This is a genomic window from Hymenobacter ruricola (genome assembly GCF_015694525.1).
Taxonomy (GTDB): Bacteria; Bacteroidota; Bacteroidia; order Cytophagales; family Hymenobacteraceae; genus Hymenobacter; species Hymenobacter ruricola.
Genome location: NZ_JADQDM010000001.1, coordinates 536,419 through 553,477 on the forward strand (window position 1 = coordinate 536,419; position 17,059 = coordinate 553,477).

13 protein-coding genes are annotated in these 17,059 nt (G+C 64.3%); 5 read left to right on the forward strand and 8 right to left on the reverse strand.

Annotated features, from left to right (window positions below; translation table 11 throughout):
- Nucleotides 1-59: 59 nt before the first annotated feature.
- The gene (locus I2H31_RS02440) at nt 60-2,663 is read left to right on the forward strand and encodes a DUF5916 domain-containing protein (protein WP_196291407.1); all 2,604 of its coding nucleotides are present in this window, start codon (nt 60-62) and stop codon (nt 2,661-2,663) included.
- Between the two features lie 158 nt (nt 2,664-2,821).
- On the opposite strand, the gene I2H31_RS02445 is transcribed toward I2H31_RS02440, so the two are convergent.
- The 3 genes from I2H31_RS02445 to I2H31_RS02455 form a co-directional block, all read right to left on the reverse strand.
- Nucleotides 2,822-3,172: a VOC family protein gene (locus I2H31_RS02445; protein WP_196291408.1), complete on the reverse strand. Its 351-nt coding sequence runs from the start codon at nt 3,170-3,172 to the stop codon at nt 2,822-2,824.
- Nucleotides 3,173-3,250: 78 nt separating this feature from the next.
- Nucleotides 3,251-3,805: a GNAT family N-acetyltransferase gene (locus tag I2H31_RS02450; RefSeq protein WP_196291409.1), complete on the reverse strand. Its 555-nt coding sequence runs from the start codon at nt 3,803-3,805 to the stop codon at nt 3,251-3,253.
- A gap of 93 nt (nt 3,806-3,898) precedes the next feature.
- Entirely contained in the window at nt 3,899-5,524 is a 1,626-nt protein-coding gene (locus I2H31_RS02455; RefSeq protein WP_196291410.1) for a S8 family serine peptidase, read from the reverse strand.
- Between the two features lie 592 nt (nt 5,525-6,116).
- Between I2H31_RS02455 and I2H31_RS02460 the strand changes: the two genes are divergently transcribed.
- Nucleotides 6,117-6,593 (forward strand): hypothetical protein, encoded by a 477-nt coding sequence (locus I2H31_RS02460; protein ID WP_196291411.1) that lies wholly within the window; start codon nt 6,117-6,119, stop codon nt 6,591-6,593.
- On the opposite strand, the gene meaB is transcribed toward I2H31_RS02460, so the two are convergent.
- A complete protein-coding gene (meaB, locus tag I2H31_RS02465; protein WP_196291412.1) occupies nt 6,580-7,587 on the reverse strand; it encodes a methylmalonyl Co-A mutase-associated GTPase MeaB in 1,008 nt (335 codons plus the stop codon). The two genes, I2H31_RS02460 and meaB, sit on opposite strands and share 14 nt — an antisense overlap.
- Before the next feature lie 195 nt (nt 7,588-7,782).
- Here meaB and I2H31_RS02470 point away from each other — a divergent pair, with 195 nt between their 5' ends.
- On the forward strand, nt 7,783-9,213 hold the full coding sequence (locus I2H31_RS02470; RefSeq protein ID WP_196291413.1) for a DUF5723 family protein: 1,431 nt from the start codon (nt 7,783-7,785) through the stop codon (nt 9,211-9,213).
- A gap of 154 nt (nt 9,214-9,367) precedes the next feature.
- Here I2H31_RS02470 and I2H31_RS02475 read toward each other — a convergent pair whose 3' ends face one another.
- Together I2H31_RS02475 and I2H31_RS02480 are read right to left on the reverse strand one after the other, a co-directional pair.
- Nucleotides 9,368-10,456: a hypothetical protein gene (locus tag I2H31_RS02475; RefSeq protein WP_196291414.1), complete on the reverse strand. Its 1,089-nt coding sequence runs from the start codon at nt 10,454-10,456 to the stop codon at nt 9,368-9,370.
- Between the two features lie 147 nt (nt 10,457-10,603).
- Nucleotides 10,604-11,296: a L,D-transpeptidase family protein gene (locus I2H31_RS02480; protein ID WP_230687395.1), complete on the reverse strand. Its 693-nt coding sequence runs from the start codon at nt 11,294-11,296 to the stop codon at nt 10,604-10,606.
- Between the two features lie 263 nt (nt 11,297-11,559).
- On the opposite strand from I2H31_RS02480, the gene I2H31_RS02485 reads away from it, so the two are divergent.
- Both I2H31_RS02485 and I2H31_RS02490 read left to right on the forward strand, forming a co-directional pair.
- Nucleotides 11,560-14,025, forward strand: coding sequence for an alkaline phosphatase family protein (locus tag I2H31_RS02485; protein WP_196291415.1), 2,466 nt, complete (start codon nt 11,560-11,562; stop codon nt 14,023-14,025).
- A 77-nt stretch (nt 14,026-14,102) separates the two neighbouring features.
- The gene (locus I2H31_RS02490; protein ID WP_196291416.1) at nt 14,103-14,768 is read left to right on the forward strand and encodes a DUF2461 domain-containing protein; all 666 of its coding nucleotides are present in this window, start codon (nt 14,103-14,105) and stop codon (nt 14,766-14,768) included.
- A 312-nt stretch (nt 14,769-15,080) separates the two neighbouring features.
- Here I2H31_RS02490 and I2H31_RS02495 read toward each other — a convergent pair whose 3' ends face one another.
- Nucleotides 15,081-15,584, reverse strand: coding sequence for a DUF6702 family protein (locus I2H31_RS02495; protein WP_196291417.1), 504 nt, complete (start codon nt 15,582-15,584; stop codon nt 15,081-15,083).
- 54 nt (nt 15,585-15,638) lie between these two features.
- Nucleotides 15,639-17,048 (reverse strand): RIP metalloprotease RseP, encoded by a 1,410-nt coding sequence (rseP, locus tag I2H31_RS02500; RefSeq protein ID WP_230687396.1) that lies wholly within the window; start codon nt 17,046-17,048, stop codon nt 15,639-15,641.
- Nucleotides 17,049-17,059 lie beyond the last annotated feature (11 nt).

Genomic DNA, 17,059 nt, shown 5'->3' on the forward strand with positions numbered 1-17,059 from the left:
TTTCATTCCCCAACCGGCATCTGTTGGCCTCTACTAAAGCCGCTTTCTTGAACAGGTCTATGTACCGCTTTTTACTGGTGTTTTTTTGGGTGTTGATGGGACTGGGCGCGGCGCGGGGGCAAACCCCGGTTGCGCCAACCGACGCCGCCACCCCCGCGCCCAAGCGCCAGCTGCAGGCCGTGCGCATCAGCGCCCCGCCCAAGCTCGACGGGGTGCTGGACGAAGCCGTGTGGCAGGCGGCGCCCGTGGCCTCGCAGTTCTACGAGCTGGAGCCCACGCCCGGCCGCCTGGAAAAGTACCCCACCGAAGTGCGCGTGCTCTACGACGACGCGGCCATTTACGTGGGCGCTGTGATGCACGACGTCTCGCCCGATTCAGTGCTGCGCGAGCTGAGCGCGCGCGACAACATTGGCAATTCGGACTGGTTTGGGGTGTTTTTCGATACCTACAACGACCACCTCAACGGCTACGAGTTCATCGTGACCTCGGGCGGCGTGCAGGTGGACCTGCGCCAGTCGCCGGCCAACGGCGAAGACGGCAGCTGGAACGCCGTGTGGGACTCGCGCACCGCCCTGCGCGGCACCGACTGGGTGGCCGAGCTGCGCATTCCCTACTCGGCCATTCGCTTCAGCAGTGCCCCGGAGCAGGCCTGGGGGCTGAATTTTGGGCGGCAGCGGCGCGTGTCCCGGCAAAAGTTTTTCTGGAACGAGGTGAAGCCGCAGGTCAGCGGGTTCGTGAACCAGTGGGGCCTGCTCACGGGCCTGCGCGACCTCAAGCCGCCGCTGCGCCTCTCGCTCACGCCCTACGTCTCGGCCTACGTCAACCATTACCCCTACCACGAGCAGGGCAAGCAGAACACGAACACCAGCCTCAACGGCGGGGCCGACGTGAAGTGGGGCATCAACGAAAGCTTCACGCTCGACGCCACGCTGGTGCCGGATTTTGGCCAGGTGCTGAGCGACAACCGAGTGCTCAACCTCTCGCCCTTTGAGGTGCAATACAACGAAAACCGGGCGTTTTTCACCGAAGGCACCGAACTGTTCAACAAGGGTAACCTGTTCTACTCGCGCCGCGTGGGGGCCACGCCCATCGGTTTTGACGGGGTGGAGGGGCAGCTGCGTCCCGGCAAGCTCGACCGCGACGGCCACCGGCAGCCCGGCGAGTTTGTGGTGCAAAACCCCGGCGTGACGCGGCTGCTGAACGCCACCAAAGTCTCGGGCCGCACCCGCAAGGGCCTGGGCGTGGGCGTGTTCAACGCGGTGAGCAACGACGTGTACGCCACCCTGCAGGACAGCACCAGCGGCGCCCGCCGCGACGTGCTGACCCAGCCCTTCACCAACTACAACATCGTGGTGCTCGACCAGAGCCTCAAAAACAATTCCTACGTCTCGCTCATCAACACCAACGTGACGCGCGCCGGCCAGACCTACGACGCCAACGTGACCGGCGGCCTGTTTCGCTTCGCCAACAAGGAGAATTCCTACGCCGTCGAAGGGCGCCTGCTGTACTCGCACCGCCAGGGCAAAGCCTTCGGCTCCGACGAGGAAATTGATGACCCCAGCGGCTACAAATACTACGTGAACCTGAGTAAAATCAGCGGCAACTTTACCTGGGGCGTCGACCACGGCATCGAGTCGCACACCTACAACCCCAACGACCTGGGCCTGCTCTTCGCCAACAACAACATTTCGCAGTCCGTTTTTGCCAACTACAACATTTACAAGCCGTTCTGGAAGCTGAACAAGCTGCGTACCTACGCCAGCGTGAGCCACTCGCTGCTGGAGCGGCCCACGCGCTACCAGGACATGGGCCTGTACCTGGGCGGCAACACCACCATCACCAAAAACTTCCTGAGCCTGGGCGTCGACCTTTCGCTCATCCCCGTCACCCGCGACTATTTCGACCCGCGCCGCGCGCCCCTGGGCCGCTACTACGTGCGCAAGCCGGCCAACACCGGCCTGAGCGGCTTCGTGTCGTCGGATTACCGCAAAAAGTTTGCCTACGACATCAGCGGCGGCGTCCGGCTGTTTGCGCCCGACGGCGCCCGCACCGGCCGCACTTCCGTGTCCATCAGCCTGAGCCCGCGCTACCGGGTCAGCAACCGGCTCAGCTTCGTGTACTCGCTGGACGCGGAGCGCAACCAGAACCAGATTGGCTACGCCGGCGGCCTCGATGCCAGCCTGCCCGGCGATACGGCGGTGTTTCGGCGCTTCGGCGGCGAGGAGGGCGACGTGCTGCTGGGCCGCCGCCACGTGACCACCGTCACGAACACGGCCACGGCCACCTACACCTTCACCAACCGCATGTCGTTCAACATCCGCCTGCGGCACTACGTGAGCAACGTGCACTACCGCGACTTCTCGCGCCTGCACCCCGACGGCCTGGAAACGCCCGAGCCCGGCTACCCGCGCAACCGCGACAACACGTTCAACGCCTTCAACATCGACGCCGTGTACTCGTGGTGGTTTGCGCCCGGCTCGCAGGTCAGCATCGTCTGGAAAAACGCCAACAACCCCGACCTCAACTACTACGAGGGCGTGGCCGCCACGCCGCTGTATTTCGATAACCTGAACAGCACCCTCAACACGCCGCACAACAACAACGTGTCCATCAAGGTGCTGTATTACCTGGACTACCTGGCGCTGCGGCCCCGGAAGGGGTAGGAGGTGGAAGATAGGCTGTCATGCAGAGCGCAGCGAAGCATCTTTACCGCGCAATGCAATCCTTTTGATTGAGATTAGTGGCGGCGGGCAAGATGCTTCGCTGCGCTCTGCATGACGACCTGTTTTGTGCGCGCCATCCTCACACATTCCAACACATTCTAGCACAGCACTTCGATGAGCAGCCCGCCGGGCGCCCGAAAGTAGAACGTCCAGGAATTGTGGGCTTTGCGGGGCTCGGCCACGTCGTAGCCGTCGGCGCGCAGCTGCTGGTTGATTTCGTTTACCCGGGCCTCGGTTTCCTGCACGAAGCCGATGTGGAAGTCTTCCGGGTAAGCCACGGCGCTGGCTTTGTTCAGGTTGCTCAGCGTCAGGGTGAAGCCGTCTTCGCCGCGCAATACCGCGAAGGCCGGGCTGCCGGGCATCAGGCGCCGGAACCCAAAGTATTTCTCAAAGAAAAGCTGGGTTTCGAGGACGTCGCTCACGGCGAGGTTCAGGTGATTGAGTTTCATAGCGAAGGGGTTAGAAGCAGATGCAGGCCCAAAGATGGCGCTAGTTGCCAGGCCATTCCGCGCCGGCCACAGTATGGGTTACTCAATTACTGTCACGCGTGACTTGTCGTAGAGCGCCAGCCAGTCGCGCCGCAGAATGGCGTACAGCAACTCGTCCTCGAACTCGCCCCGCTCGTTCACGCCCGACTCGCGCATGATGCCTTCAAACTGAAAGCCCGGCGTCTTGGCAATCGAGCGTTGCGAGGAAACGTTGGACACGCGGTGGCCGGTGGCCACGCGGTTCAGGCCCAGCAGCTCGAAGGCCAGGTAAAATAGGTGCGGCTTGCTGCGCGGCGTCACGCCCCGGCCGCGCATGTGCCGGAACACGTCGGCCCCGGTCGAGCCGGCGCTTTCCTCCCAGCTGTCCACGGAAAGCAGGCTCAGGCCGGCCAGCTCGCCGCCCAGCAGCGAGTAAAAGCCGAAGTTGGTGCGGCGGCCGTTTTCGTAGCGCGGCAGGTAGCTGCGAAACAGCTCGTCCAGCATTTCTTTCGAGTCCGGAAAGCCCTGAAACAAGGCAAAAATATCCGTCAGCTTGTCCTCGTTGATGAGGTGCAGCGTGATGGAATCGGAGTGCAGAGCGGTAAACGAGCGCATGAAACCGGGGGAGAAAGGAGGGATAATAATTGTTTCCGCAGACGCGGTTTCGTCCGGTTCCTTACAAGTGCGCGTCCCTCAATCGGCGGCGCGCTACTTCACGGCCGTCATCCGGTCGGCCAGCTTCACGGCTTCGTAGAGGTTCACGATGCCGCCGGTTTTCGAGAGCGTGGCGAAATCGACCAGCTGCTTGGTGCCGGGCTTGTACACCCGCGTGTGGTACGGCACCGCCGACTGCATAATCACCTGCTTGAGCTGCAGCGCGGTGAGCTGCGGAAAGTACGACTTGAGCACCGCCGCCACGCCCGCCACCACCGGGGCGGCCATGCTGGTGCCGCTGTAGGTGGAGTAGGTGTTGGCCGGCGTGGAAGAATAAATGTCGACGCCGGGCGCAAACAGGTCCACCGTCTGCTGGCCGTAGTTCGAGAACGTGGCCGTCAGGGCCGGCGTGTTGAGGCGGCTGCTGGCGCCCACGGTCAGCTCGTTCGCAATGTCCTGGCCGTTGAGGTAGCGGCTGGAGGGGAAATTTTGCTCCCGGTCGGTGTCGAGGCTGCTGTTGCCGGCGGCGTGCACCAGCAGCACGCCCTTCTGGTCGGCGTACTGCATGGCCGCGTCCACGAGGGCCTTGTCCGGCGAAAAGTCTTTGCCGAAGCTCATGCTGATAATCTGGGCGCCGTTGTCCACGGCGTAGCGAATGGCGTTGGCCACGTCCTTGTCGCGCTCGTCGCCGCTGGGCGTGGAGCGCACGCTCATGACGCGCACCGGGCCGCCGGCCACGCCGTCGGCCCCGAGCCCGTTGCCGCGCACCCCCGCGATGATGCCCGCGCAGTGCGTGCCGTGGCTGGCATCGGGGCCCTGCGAGTCGGGGTTGCCGTAGCCGGTTTCGGTGAGGTTATTTACGTCGTCGCCCACCAGCGGGCGCGGGTTGTAGGCGGGGTTGAGGCTTTTCTCCACGCGGTTGCGCGAGTGGGTCAGGGCCTCGTCCAGCGCTTTCAGTTCCTCGTCGGTGCTGCCGAAATGGGTGCGGCGCAGATACGCATACAACGACTTGGCGCTGGGCACGTCGGGCCGCGACACCATGGCTTGGCGCAAAACGGCCGTGTCGAGCACGGCTACGTTCAGGGCCGTCTTCATCTTTGCGAAGGAAAACGTGTTGCTGGCAAACGCCTCTTTCAAAACAGCCAGTTGCTTGTTTTCCGCGTCCAGGTCTTTCTCAAAAGACTTTTTCGCGCGCTCGTACTGGTCGAATTTTACCTGGTCTTCGGGCGAAAGCTTTTTGCGCTTGGCGCCCTCAAACTGGGCCCGGTACTGCGCCACGATGCGGGTTTGTTCCAGGGTTTCCACGGCAATGTTCTGCCCGTCTTTGCCGCCGAGGAAGTTCCAGCCGCGCACGTCGTCCACGTAGCCGTTGTGGTCGTCGTCGAGGCCGTTGTCGGCCACTTCGGTGGGCTTGCGCCAAAGCAGGGCCTTCAAATCCTGGTGGGTCGAGTCGATGCCCGAGTCGATGACGGCCACGAGCACGGGCGCGGGCTTGCGGTTGGCCAGCAACTCGCGGTAGGCCTTGTCGGCGCTGATGCCGGGCACGCCGTCGGCCTGCAGGTCGAGGTGCTGCCAGCGGCGCACTTGCTCCGGCGTTTGGGCGCGGGCGCTGAGGGCGGCGAGCGAGAGCAGGCCCAGCAAAGCCAGGCGCGAAAAGGGCAGGGAAGCAGCAGGCAACATAAGACCGGAAAAGCGGGAAGGAATGAGGTAAAATTCAGGCCGGAACAACGGCGCAACGAAGCTATTTAAAAAGTCGCAATGGCGCCGGCCGCGGCCGGGTTTCGGGCGAGGAAGGGGGTTGGCGCGCCGGGTGCCAGCAAGAAGATTTCGAGCCGCGGCCCGTTCACGTCGCCTTCGAGCCTAGGCCCAGATTCCTGTTCAAGGCCCAAAAACGGGTTCTATTGTAGGGAAGTAAAAAAGGAAACGGCTGAGACAACCGCACCCCGGCAGCGCACATCTTCCCAGCAGGAGCCCGCCAGGCAAGCGAAGGCCGCGCTGAAACGCCGGGCACTTAGCAGGCGGTTTCTCCCGCCAGCGGCCGATAGTGAACAATTGCCCACTATCGGACAGCTTTTCCTAGGCTTAATAGCGAGTATATGAATGCAATTGACTGATTACGAGAAAAATACTTGTTTGGCACGAGAATGGAATTACTCCTGATGCCCTTGGGCAGTCACCGCTCAAAACCGGACACGAGCCGCTGACTGGCGCCGGCCTCCCCGGGGCAACTTTTCAACTCTTCACCCCCACAACCCTTTTTCTGCAAAAACTTATGAAAACCCTCCTCAACCCCCGCCTGGCCCACCTCGCCACCCAAGTATCTGCCGCTGCGCAGGGCGCCCGCCCGGTGCTGCTGGGCGCCCTCGGGCTGCTGGGCCTCGGCCTGGCCCAGCCCGCCCAGGCCCAAACGCCTGCTGCTCAAGAATCCGTGCAAGTATCGCAGCCCGACGGCGAGAGCCTGCGCGTCCGCATCTACAACCCCGCCAACAAGGCCCTCACGCTGCGCGTGGTGCACCTCGGCAACGGCCGCTGGGTGCTGAATGAAACCCACCATGCTTCGTATGGCACCCGCCTGAAGTTCGACGACCTGCCCACCGGCCACTACGCCGTCATTGTGCGGCTGGGCGAGGAGCACTACCGCTACGCGGTGGATGTGGACGGCAAAACGCCCGGCAGTGCCACCATCGCCGTGCGCGAACTGACCACGCGCCGCGTGGAAAACGTGCTGGCCAGCGCTACGGCGTTGTAGGGCCGGCGCGGTCTGTTAGGTCCAGTAGTTCCGTGGCCGCTGCGAAGGGCGTAACCCTTCCGGCGGCCACGTCCTGTTGGAGGGCGGGCAGGCGGGCGCGCACAGCGGCAGCGGCGTAAAAGCGCGTTTCTAACTCCTGCACAATGCTTTCGTGCAGCCACTGGAGCTGCTGCTGCTGCCGCCGCTGCTGGAAATAGCCGCTCTGCCGGGTGGCAGCGGCGTAGCTTTCAATGGCCCGCCACACCTCGGCCAGCCCGGTGCCGGCCACGGCGGAAGTGAGCAGCACCGGCGGCACCTGCCCCGAGGGCGCGGCCGGAAACAGGTGCAGCGCGCTTTGGTAGTCGACGCGGGCGCGGCGGGCGGCCTGCTCATTGCCCTGGTCGGCCTTGGTGATGCACAGGGCGTCGGCCATTTCCATGATGCCACGCTTCATGCCCTGCAGTTCGTCGCCGGCGCCGGCCAGCAGCAGCAGCAGGAAAAAATCGACCATGCCGTGCACGGCGGTTTCGGACTGGCCCACGCCCACGGTTTCCACGAAAATGACGTCGTGGCCCGCCGCTTCGCACAGCAGCAGGGCCTCGCGGGTGGCGCGGGCCACGCCGCCCAGGCTGCGCCCGGCGGGGGAGGGGCGAATGAAGGCCGCGGCGTGCGCCGAGAGCCAGGGCATGCGGGTTTTGTCGCCCAATATGCTGCCGCCGCCGCGCTGGCTGCTGGGGTCCACGGCCAGCACGGCCAGCTTTTTTCCCTGGGTTTCGACCAAGTAACGGCCCAGCGCTTCGATGAAGGTGCTTTTGCCTACGCCCGGCACGCCCGTGATGCCCACGCGCAGGCTGCGGCCGGTGTGGGGCAGTACGGCCTGCAGCACCTGCTGGCCCAGCAGTTGGTCGGCGGGCAGGGTGCTTTCGACCAGCGTGATGGCGCGGCCCAGCACCGTGCGGGAGCCGGCCCGGATGCCGGCGGCGTATTCGGCGGCGGAAAGGCGTTTGGGAGGCAATATATTGACGAGTAGGCGTTAGCTTGCGCCTGCAAAGAACGGGCGTTTTGGCAATGTGGGCCACCAAACGGCAATTGTCGACGCTCTGGCGGCGTTGGACGACTGCAGTTGGCGCCCCCGGCCGGGCGCGGGTTCTTTGCGGCCACCCGTTTCCTCCCGCCTCCTCTCATCCCTCTCTTCCTTATTGGTTTCTGAATGAAAGCATCTTTCCACCCTTTTTTGCTGGCCCTGGGGCTGGCGCTGCCGGGCACGGCCCTGGCCCAAAACGAGCTGAGTAACTTTTCGGCCACCGGCCGGGGCGGCGTCATCAACACCTTCGCCACCGATTACCAGGTCATTGGCATCAACCCCGCCAACCTGGGGCGCAGCACCGATTTCAAGGTGGCTTTCACCATCGGCGAAATTGGGGCGGGCGTGGGGTCGCAGTCGCTCACCAAAACCATGTTCAAGCACATTCTCTACGACGGCAAGCAGAGCCTGACGCCCGCCGACCGCACCCTGCTGGTGCAGCAGCTCACCGGCGACAACGTGCTGAACCTGAACGTGGACGCCACCACCCTGGGCCTGGCCATCACGCTGCCCAACGGCCTGGGCGGCATTGCCTTCAGCAACCGCCAGCGCGTGGCCGGCCACCTGGCCCTGAACGGCAACGCAGCCGACATCATCGTGAACGGCCAGAACGCCGCCGTCATCAAGCAGTATTACCCCACGCCCAACACCAGCGGCACGCCCACGCCCACCAACCCCAGCGCGCCCAACGTGTCGGCGGTGCTGGACGGCACCAGCATTCAGGCGGCCTGGACCAGCGAGTACAACATTTCCTACGGCGTGCAGGTGCTCGACAAAACCGGCTTTAAGCTGTCGGCCGGGGTGGGCTACCGCTACATCCAGGGCATCGGCATTTCCGACGTGCGGGTGAGCGGCGGCACGCTGTACGCTTACAACGCCCTGTCGCCGCTGTTCAACGTGAATTACGGCAACCTGGCCACCAGTCCCAGCTTCAACCTGGAAAGCGGCTCCGGCCTGAGCCCGGTGGGCAAAGGCAACGGCTTCGACTTCGGCCTGGCGGCCGAGATTGGCAAAATGGTGCGCGTGGGCGCGTCGGTCACCGACATTGGCTCGATGACCTGGACCGGCAACGTGCTGCAGGCCACCGACCAGAAGCTGCAGCAAACCTCCTCAAGCGGCCTGGAGACCTACGACGTTTTCACTGAAATCAGCAAGCAGTTCGACCAGAACGCCCAAAGCCTCTTCACCTACGAGGCGGCCAAGGAGCGCAAGGCCGCGCTGCCGGCCAAGCTGCGCCTGGGCGGCGGCGTGCGCATCAGCCAGTTTTTTGAAGCCGGCCTCGACGTGACCATGCCCCTGAACAAAGTGGCCGGCAACCTCACCGCGCCCTTCGTGGGCGTGGGCGTCGACTACAAACCCCTGCACTGGCTGAAGCTGAGCAGCGGCTTCACGGGCGGCGCGGGCTACGGCAAGAGCCTGCCGCTGGGCCTCACCTTCGTGACGCCCGTGTGGGAAGCCGGCATCAGCACGCGCGACGTGGTGGGCCTGTTGAGCGAAGAGTCGCCGTACTCGTCGGTGGCGTTTGGCCTGCTCCGCTTCAAGTTCGGCGGCGAGTAAGCAGCGAGTAATTAGTCGGCGCATTAAATAAAAAAAGGCTGTCATCCTGAGCGCAGCGAAGGACCTTCTCACGCTTGAACTAGCTGTTCTAACGTGAGAAGGTCCTTCGCTGCGCTCAGGATGACAGCCTTTTTCAATCCTCATTAAGCTCTGCCTACGGCACCACCACAAACGCCGGCAGGCCCAGCTTGCTGCGGCGGCCGCCCAGCTTCAGGCCTTCGTCCACGTACTTGCAGTCGGCGCCCAGCGCGTTGGGCTGTTCGATGACGCCGAGGTTGGGGTTGTCTTCGCGGGCCACGTAGATGCGGCCGTCGGGCCCGCGCTGCAGGGCGCCGATTTTGCGATTGGCCGACTTGCCCACCAGCGTTTTGGCTTTGGTTTTGAGGTCGAACTGCCAGATTTCGGTTTGCCCGCCGCCCACGCCGTTGCAGGTGCCGTACACTTTCGAGCCGTCGGGCGAAAACTCCACGCCGTAGGCTTCGGCAAAGGGCCCGAAGCTGCGCGGGTTGCTCACTTTGCCGGTGGCGCGGTCAAAATCGTAGATTTCAAACTTGTTGGTTTCGCGCCAGAGCGCGGCGGCCAGGTGCTTGCCGTCGGGCGAAAACTTGAGCGCGCCGATGGCGTTGCGGCCGGGGCCGGCGTTCATGCTGCCCACGTTGCTCATCAGCGGCTTGGCCGACACGCCGTCGGCCGTCACGAGGTAAGAAACAAAGGCGTTGGAGTTCCAGCGGTGGGCCACCACCCAGGTGTCGCGGCCGTTCTGGTGGCGCACGGCGGCCAGCTTTTCGGCCACGGGCTGCACCAGCAGCAGGTTCACGCGCGGCAGGTCGCCGAAGTTGTCGTCGCGGGTCATGTCCACTATCGAGTAGCGCAGGCCGTTGGGCGTGCCCTGCGGCGCCACCGTGAAAATGTAGAACACGTTGCCGGAGCCCGGGTCGGGCACGATGAGGGCCGACTGCGTGCTGCTGCCGCTGCCCATCAGCTGGTGGCCGTTGGGCATGGGCTGGTGCTTGCGGTTCCACACGGTTTCGCCGTTGGTGTAGAACAGCAGCTCGCCTTTGGAGGTGGTGGCCACGGCGCAGCCTTCGTAGGTGCTCATTTTGCCGTCGTTCAGCGGCTTGGGCGTTCCGTCGGCGAAGGTGAGGCCGGCCTGCTGGCCGAAATACCAGAGGTCGGTGAGCCGCTGGGCCTGGGCCGCGAAAGCAAAAAACAAGGAAGACAACGCAAGCAAAAAGCGTCTCATGGGCAAGGGAAATCGGTTGGTTTCGCGGCTAAACGAAAAAACCGTGCCCAATGGTGCGGCGCGGCTTGTAGCGTGGACTCTGCGAGTCCGCGTTCCGTTAGGATGTTCGCCCCGGCGCGGACTCGCAGAGTCCACGCTACAAGCTGCCTACCGCGCCACCGCCAGCGCCCCGGCCTGCATCACGTCGTGGTGCTGCTCAAAGTAGGCGTAGCCCGGCATCAAACCCCGCCAGAAAGCCTGGTGGGGGCTGTTGCGGCGCCGGGCCAGCTCGGCTTCGGTGATGGGGAAGGGAAAGATGTGCACCGGAATGACGGCCTGCCCGGCGGCGCGGGCGGCTACGGCCAGCAGGTACACTTCCTCGATGCCCGCGTCGGTGATGGGCATGCAGCCGATGGAGGCCTCGCCGCCGTGGATGAAGATGTCGCCGCCGGGGTTGGGCTCGCCCAGGGCGCGGTCGGCGGCGTTGGGGTAGTTCAGGCCCAGCGAGAGGTAGTAGTTGCTTTTGGGGTTGAAGCGGTCGATTTCGTAGAAGCCCTCGGGCACTTGGTAGTCGCCGGCCCGGCGCTTGGGGCCCAGCGTGCCCGAAGTGGCCGATAGGGGGTAGGTTTCAAACAATTGGAAGGGGCCGCCGCCCTGGTTGCGGGCCCACACTTCCAGTTCGGCGCGGCTCTTTATCATCCGAATAAACACCTCCAGCCGCTTGGATTCGAGCGCGTGCGTGCGCAGCCGCGCGGCCAGCTGCGGCCCAATGGCTGCCTGCGCCGCCCGCACCCGCGGAAACCGCAGCTGCTCCTTCCAGAACAAGGCCGGGCTTTTCCCAACCAGGCTATCCGCCGGCATCTTGCTGCTGGGCGTGGTACACCCCTGGGCAACTAACTGGAATGCGGATAGCAGCAACAACCCGCAGCACGACAAACGACGCAACATAAAAACCCGAGCGGTGAAAGTGGAGAATGCGCTTACAACGGCATTCGGCTGTTTCTATTTTGTGGGTGGGGAAAATGGTTGGGCGAGCGTGGGCGCCCGCGTCTGCCCAGCCTTCCCGTGTGCTCGGCTACCTTCGCAGCCGCTAGCGCAACCATGCCACTGCGCGGCTTTTGCGCATGCTTTCTTTCAACAAACTCCGCCGCCTGGCCCCGTTGCTGGCGCTGCTGAACTGCACCGGCAACCCCAGCACCCGGCCCGCGCCCGAGGCGCCCGGCGTGCTGCCGGGTCCCAGTGCCGGCACCTCCCAAACCCGGTTGCCCAACGGCTGGCAGCTCAGCCCCGCCGGCACCGCCACGCCCCTCGGCGACCTGCCCCTCAACCTGCAAATCAGCCCCGACGGCCGCCTGGTCGCCGTGGTGAACGCCGGCTGGGGCCAGAACTCGGTGCAATTGCTCGACGCCGCCACCGGCCAGTTGCTCGACACCAAAGTGGTGCCTACGGCCTGGGCCGGCCTGGCCTTCGCGCCCGATGGCCGCACGCTCTACGCTTCGGGCGGGCAGTCGAACCGGGTGCACTGCTTCAAAGTGGAGGGCCGGGAGCTACAGCCCGACAGCGCCATTGTGCTAGGCGAAAAGTGGCCCAAAAGCAAAATCGGCGTGGCGGGCCTGGCCGTGGATGGGCGACGCCAGCAGCTCTACGCCGTCACGCGCGAAGACAATTCGCTCTACACCCTCGACCTGAAAGCGCGCAAAGTCCTGCGCACCCTCCGGCTGCCGGCCGAGGCCTACGGCGCCCTGCTCAGCCCCGATGGTGCACGGCTCTACATCAGCCTGTGGGGCGGCCACGCGGTGGCGGTGTACGATGTCGAAAAGCAGGCGCTGCTGGCATCCATCCCCGTGGAAAGTCACCCCAACGACCTGGCCCTGACCCGCGACGGCCGCCGCCTCTTCGTGGCCAACGCCAACAGCAACTCGGTTTCGGTCATCGACACCCGCGCCGGGCGCGTGACCGAAACCCTGAACACGGCCCTTTTCCCGGCCTCGCCCGCCGGCAGCACGCCTAACGGCGTGGCCCTGAGCGCCGACGAAACCCAACTTTTCATCGCCAACGCCGACAACAACTGCCTGGCCGTGTTCGACGTGCGCGACCCGGCTGCCAGCCGCCCGCTGGGCTTCGTGCCCACGGGTTGGTACCCCACGGCGGTGCGCGTGGCAGGCACGCAATTATTGGTGGCGAACGGCAAGGGTAGCACTTCGCTGGCCAATCCCAACGGCCCCAACCCCGGGCGCGACGTGGGCGAGAAGGGCGCCGGCTACATCGGCGGGCTGCTAAAAAGCTCGCTCACGCGCCTGCCCGTGCCCGATGCGGCGGCCCTGGCCACGTTTTCGGCCCAGGTGTACGCCAACACGCCCTACTCCAAAACCCGCGAAGCCTCGCCCGATGTGCCGGCTGGCAACCCCGTGCCGCCGCGCGTGGGGGAGAAGTCGCCCATCAGGCACGTGTTCTACATCATCAAGGAAAACCGCACCTACGACCAGGTGCTCGGCGACGTGCCGGCCGGCAACGGCGACGCCAGCCTCTGCCTCTTCCCCGAAAAGGTGACGCCCAACCACCACGCCCTCACGCGGGAGTTTGTGCTGCTCGATAATTTCTACGTGGATGCCGAGGTGAGCGCCGACGGCCACAACTGGAGCACGGCCGCTTACGCCACCGATTTCGTGGAGAAAACCTGGCCCGGCCACTACAGCGGCCGCGGCGGCGACTACGATTTTGAGGGCAACAAGGGCGAAGTGGCCGAGCCCCAAGACGGCTTCTTGTGGGACTACTGCCTGCGCGCCGGCCGCACGTTCCGCTCCTACGGCGAGTTCGTATTCGGCGGCAAGCCCACCACGCCCGCCATTGCCGCCAACTACTGCAAGGCGTATTCCGGCTTCAACCTGAAGGTGAAGGACGTGGACCGCGAAAAGGTCTGGGAGCAGGATTTCGACCAACTCGTGGCCGCCGGCAAGTTGCCCGACCTCAGCATCATCCGCCTGCCCAACGACCACACCTACGGCGCCCGCAAGGGCGAGCTGCACCCTTGGTCCTACGCCGCCGACAACGACCTCGCCCTCGGCCGCCTCATCGAGCACCTTTCCCAAAGCCCCGTCTGGAAGGAATCGGTGGTGATGATAGTGGAAGACGACGCCCAAAACGGCCCCGACCACGTCGACGCCCACCGCTCTACGGCCTACCTCATCGGGCCCTACATCCGGCGCCACGCCGTGGTGCACACTGCCTACACCACTTCCGGTATGCTGCGCACGCTGGAACTCATCCTCGGCCTGCCGCCCATGAGCCAGTACGATGCCGCCGCGCTGCCGCTCTGGGCCTGCTTCACGCCCAAGCCAAACTTCAAGCCTTACGCCCTGCGCCCCGCCACCACCCCGCAGGATGTGCGCAACACCGCCTTCAACGCCCCCGCCCGCCGCGCCCTGAAATTCGACATGCGCCGCGAAGACGCCGCGCCGGACTTGGCCTTCAACGAAAACATCTGGCAAGCCATTCGGGGCGAGCGCAGCCGCATGCCGGCTCCGCGCCGCGCCGCTTTTTTGCGCGAGGCGAAGGCCGAGCGGGAGGAGGAAAAAAGCGATGATGATTGAAAGAACAAGAGAAAGAACTTCATGCAGCGCGCAGCGAAGCATGACCGTAAGACAACCCCTCAATCACCCCGCACCCCATGCAGCTAAAACCCCTTTTCACCTTCCTCTCCGGCCTCGCCAGGCACAACGAGCGGCCCTGGTTTCAGGAGCGCAAAGCCACCTACGACCAGCTACGCGCCCAGTTCATTGAGGACGCCGAGTACTGGTTTCGGGAACTCCAGCAGCTCGACCCCGCGCTGGCCGGGCCCGAAGGCCGCAAAAGCGTCTTCCGCATCTACCGCGACGTGCGCTTCAGCAACAACAAGGACCCTTATAAAACGCACTTTTCGGCGTACTTCACCGCCAGCGGCAAGGACGTGGAAACGTCGGGTTACTACGTCCAAATCGGTCCGAATGGCAGCACGCTCATTGCCGGCGGCATGTACCAGCCCGACAAAGACCAGCTCGCCGCCATCCGCCAGGAAATCGACTACAACGCCGACGAGCTGAAAGCCCTGCTGGCCGCGCCCGATTTCCACCGCTACTTTGGGGCGCTGGGCGGCGAGCGCCTCAAAAAAGCCCCGGCCAGCTACTCCGTCGACCACCCCGAAATCGAATTGCTCAAGCACAAAAGCTTCGTGGCTACCCACCCGATGGCCGACGCCGACGTGCTGAGCCACGACGATTTCCGGGCCTACGTGCTGGAAGTTTTCCGGGCCCTGGTGCCGCTCTGCCAGTTCCTGCGCCACGCCATCAGCCAGTAGACCGGTGGGTATTTAATCGGGGGTCCGACCCTCAATTTCGAGGGTCGGACCCCCGATTTCGAGCCAATGAGGCCCGATTTCGAGGGTTGAACCCCGGAAATAGAGCCAAGTTGGCCGGAAATCGGGGGCCTGACCCTGGAAATCGGTCCTCATTAGCTCGATTTTGACCTGATTTGGCTCGATTTCGAGGGTCGACCCCCCGAAATCGAGCCAGATTGGGCCGATTTCCAGCCGCAGAAGCCCGATTTCGAACCTCAGACGTTCGAAATCGGGCTTCTGCGGCTGGAAACCGTAGATGGAACGACGGCCGGGCTACCAGGTTAGCACTTCCTGCTCGTGGCCGGCCCGGAACAGCGCGCTCTGCTTTTTGCCGTTGGCCTCCAGGTTCACGATGTTCATCTCGTCGCCGAATGCTTCCAGCATCATGGCCTGGCGCAGCTGCACGCCGGACACCGGGCCGGGCAGCGGCACCTTGCAAAACAGCCAGTAGCCGTCGTTTTCGGGCTGCATGCCCAGCACCTGCAGCGGCAGGGCCGCGCCGGCCACGGTGCGCACCTGCAAGGTGCGCTGCAGGTAGGCGGCGGCCAGCGCGAGGGGGCGTGGGCCGGCGTCGGTCAGGTTCACCGGCTTGGGCTGGCCCTGCGAAATGGCCTTTTCAAAGTCGTCGGTAAACACCTTCACCGACAGCTCCAGCTGCTGCTTGGCCGCGTTGTGGCGCAGCTCCGTGATGGTGCTGTGGTAGGCGTGCCAGGCCGGGGCCGCGCCGGCCAGCGGCAACAGTAGCACAGCAGCTAAAGCGGCAAGGAGGTAGCGCACGGGCAGCGGAAAATGAAAGGCGAAAGCTTTGGTGAACAGTAGCCGGCCACCGGGCTAGGGCTGGGGTGGCGTCACGGGCTTGGCCGGCGGCGCCTGCTCGGTTTTGGGCTCTTCTTTGGGAAACAGCTTCATTACCTGCTTGAACACGAGCACGTAGGCCATCAGGCCCAGAATCAGCACCGTGCCCACGCGCTGGGCGCCTTCCATGAAGGCATCCGACGGCTTGCGGCGCATTATCATCTCGTAGAGCAGGAACACCACGTGGCCGCCGTCGAGGGCCGGAATGGGCAGCAGGTTCATGAAAGCCAGCACCATGCTCAGGCCGCCGGCCAGGCCCCAGAAGTGCTGCCAGTCCCACACGCCGCCAAACTGCTGGGCAATTTCCACCGGCCCGCCGATGCTTTCCGACGCCGACAGCTCGCCGCGGCCAATCTTGGCAAAGGCGCGGGCCTGCAGGCCAATCACGCCAAAGGCTTTCTTCACGCCCACCGGCACCGACTCGCCCAGGCCGTAGTAGCGGGTCGAGGTCTTCATGGTCGACTTCATTTCGAAGCCCAAAAGGCCCGTTTTGCCCACCACCACCGACAGCGGCAGGAGCTGGCCCTGGCGGTCCACTTCCAGCGCCACGCGCTGGTTTTTGTGGGCCTTGAGCACGGCTTTCAGCTCATCGTAGTACTGCACCGGCTGGCCGCCGGCCTTCACAATCTTGTCGCCGGCCAGCAGGCCGGCTTTGTCGGCGGCGCTGCCCGGTTGCACCGCTTTCACGCTGAAGGTGATGCGCGGGCTCACAAAAAAGCTGTCCTGGTCGGCCTGCTTGCTGAATTTGGTAAGGAAGTCCTGCGGGACCTTGATGTCGGCCAGCTGCCCGTCGCGCTCCACGGTGTAGTAGGCGTTGTCGCCCATCAGCACGTCGGGCTTGTACACGTCGTCGAACTCGGTGAAGGGCCGGCCGTTGATTTTCACGATTTTATCGCCCGTCCGAAACCCGATGGAGCGGCCCAGGCCGTTGGCCACCACGCCGTAGCGCGCCTCCGAAGCCGGCAAATACGTGTCGCCCCACTTGTAGGAAACCGCCGCGAAAATCACGATGCCCAGAATTACGTTCATGATGATGCCGCCCAGCATCACCAGCAGGCGCTGCCAGGCCGGCTTGCCCCGGAACTCGTCGGGCTGCGGCTCGCCGGCCAGGGCCGAGGCGTCCTGCGTCTCGTCTATCATGCCGTGAATCTGCACGTAGCCGCCCAGCGGAAACCAGCCGATGCCGTACTCCGTCTCGCCAATTTTCTTTTTCACCAACGCGAAGTTGGCCACGTTGGGCATCGGAAACAGGAAGTCGAAGAAGATGTAAAACTTATCGACCCGGATTTTAAACAGCTTGGCGAAGGCAAAATGGCCGAATTCGTGCAAGCCAACAAGGATGGAAAGCGCCAGCACAAGCTGGCCAATCATGGTGAGGATAGCCAAGGGGGAATATT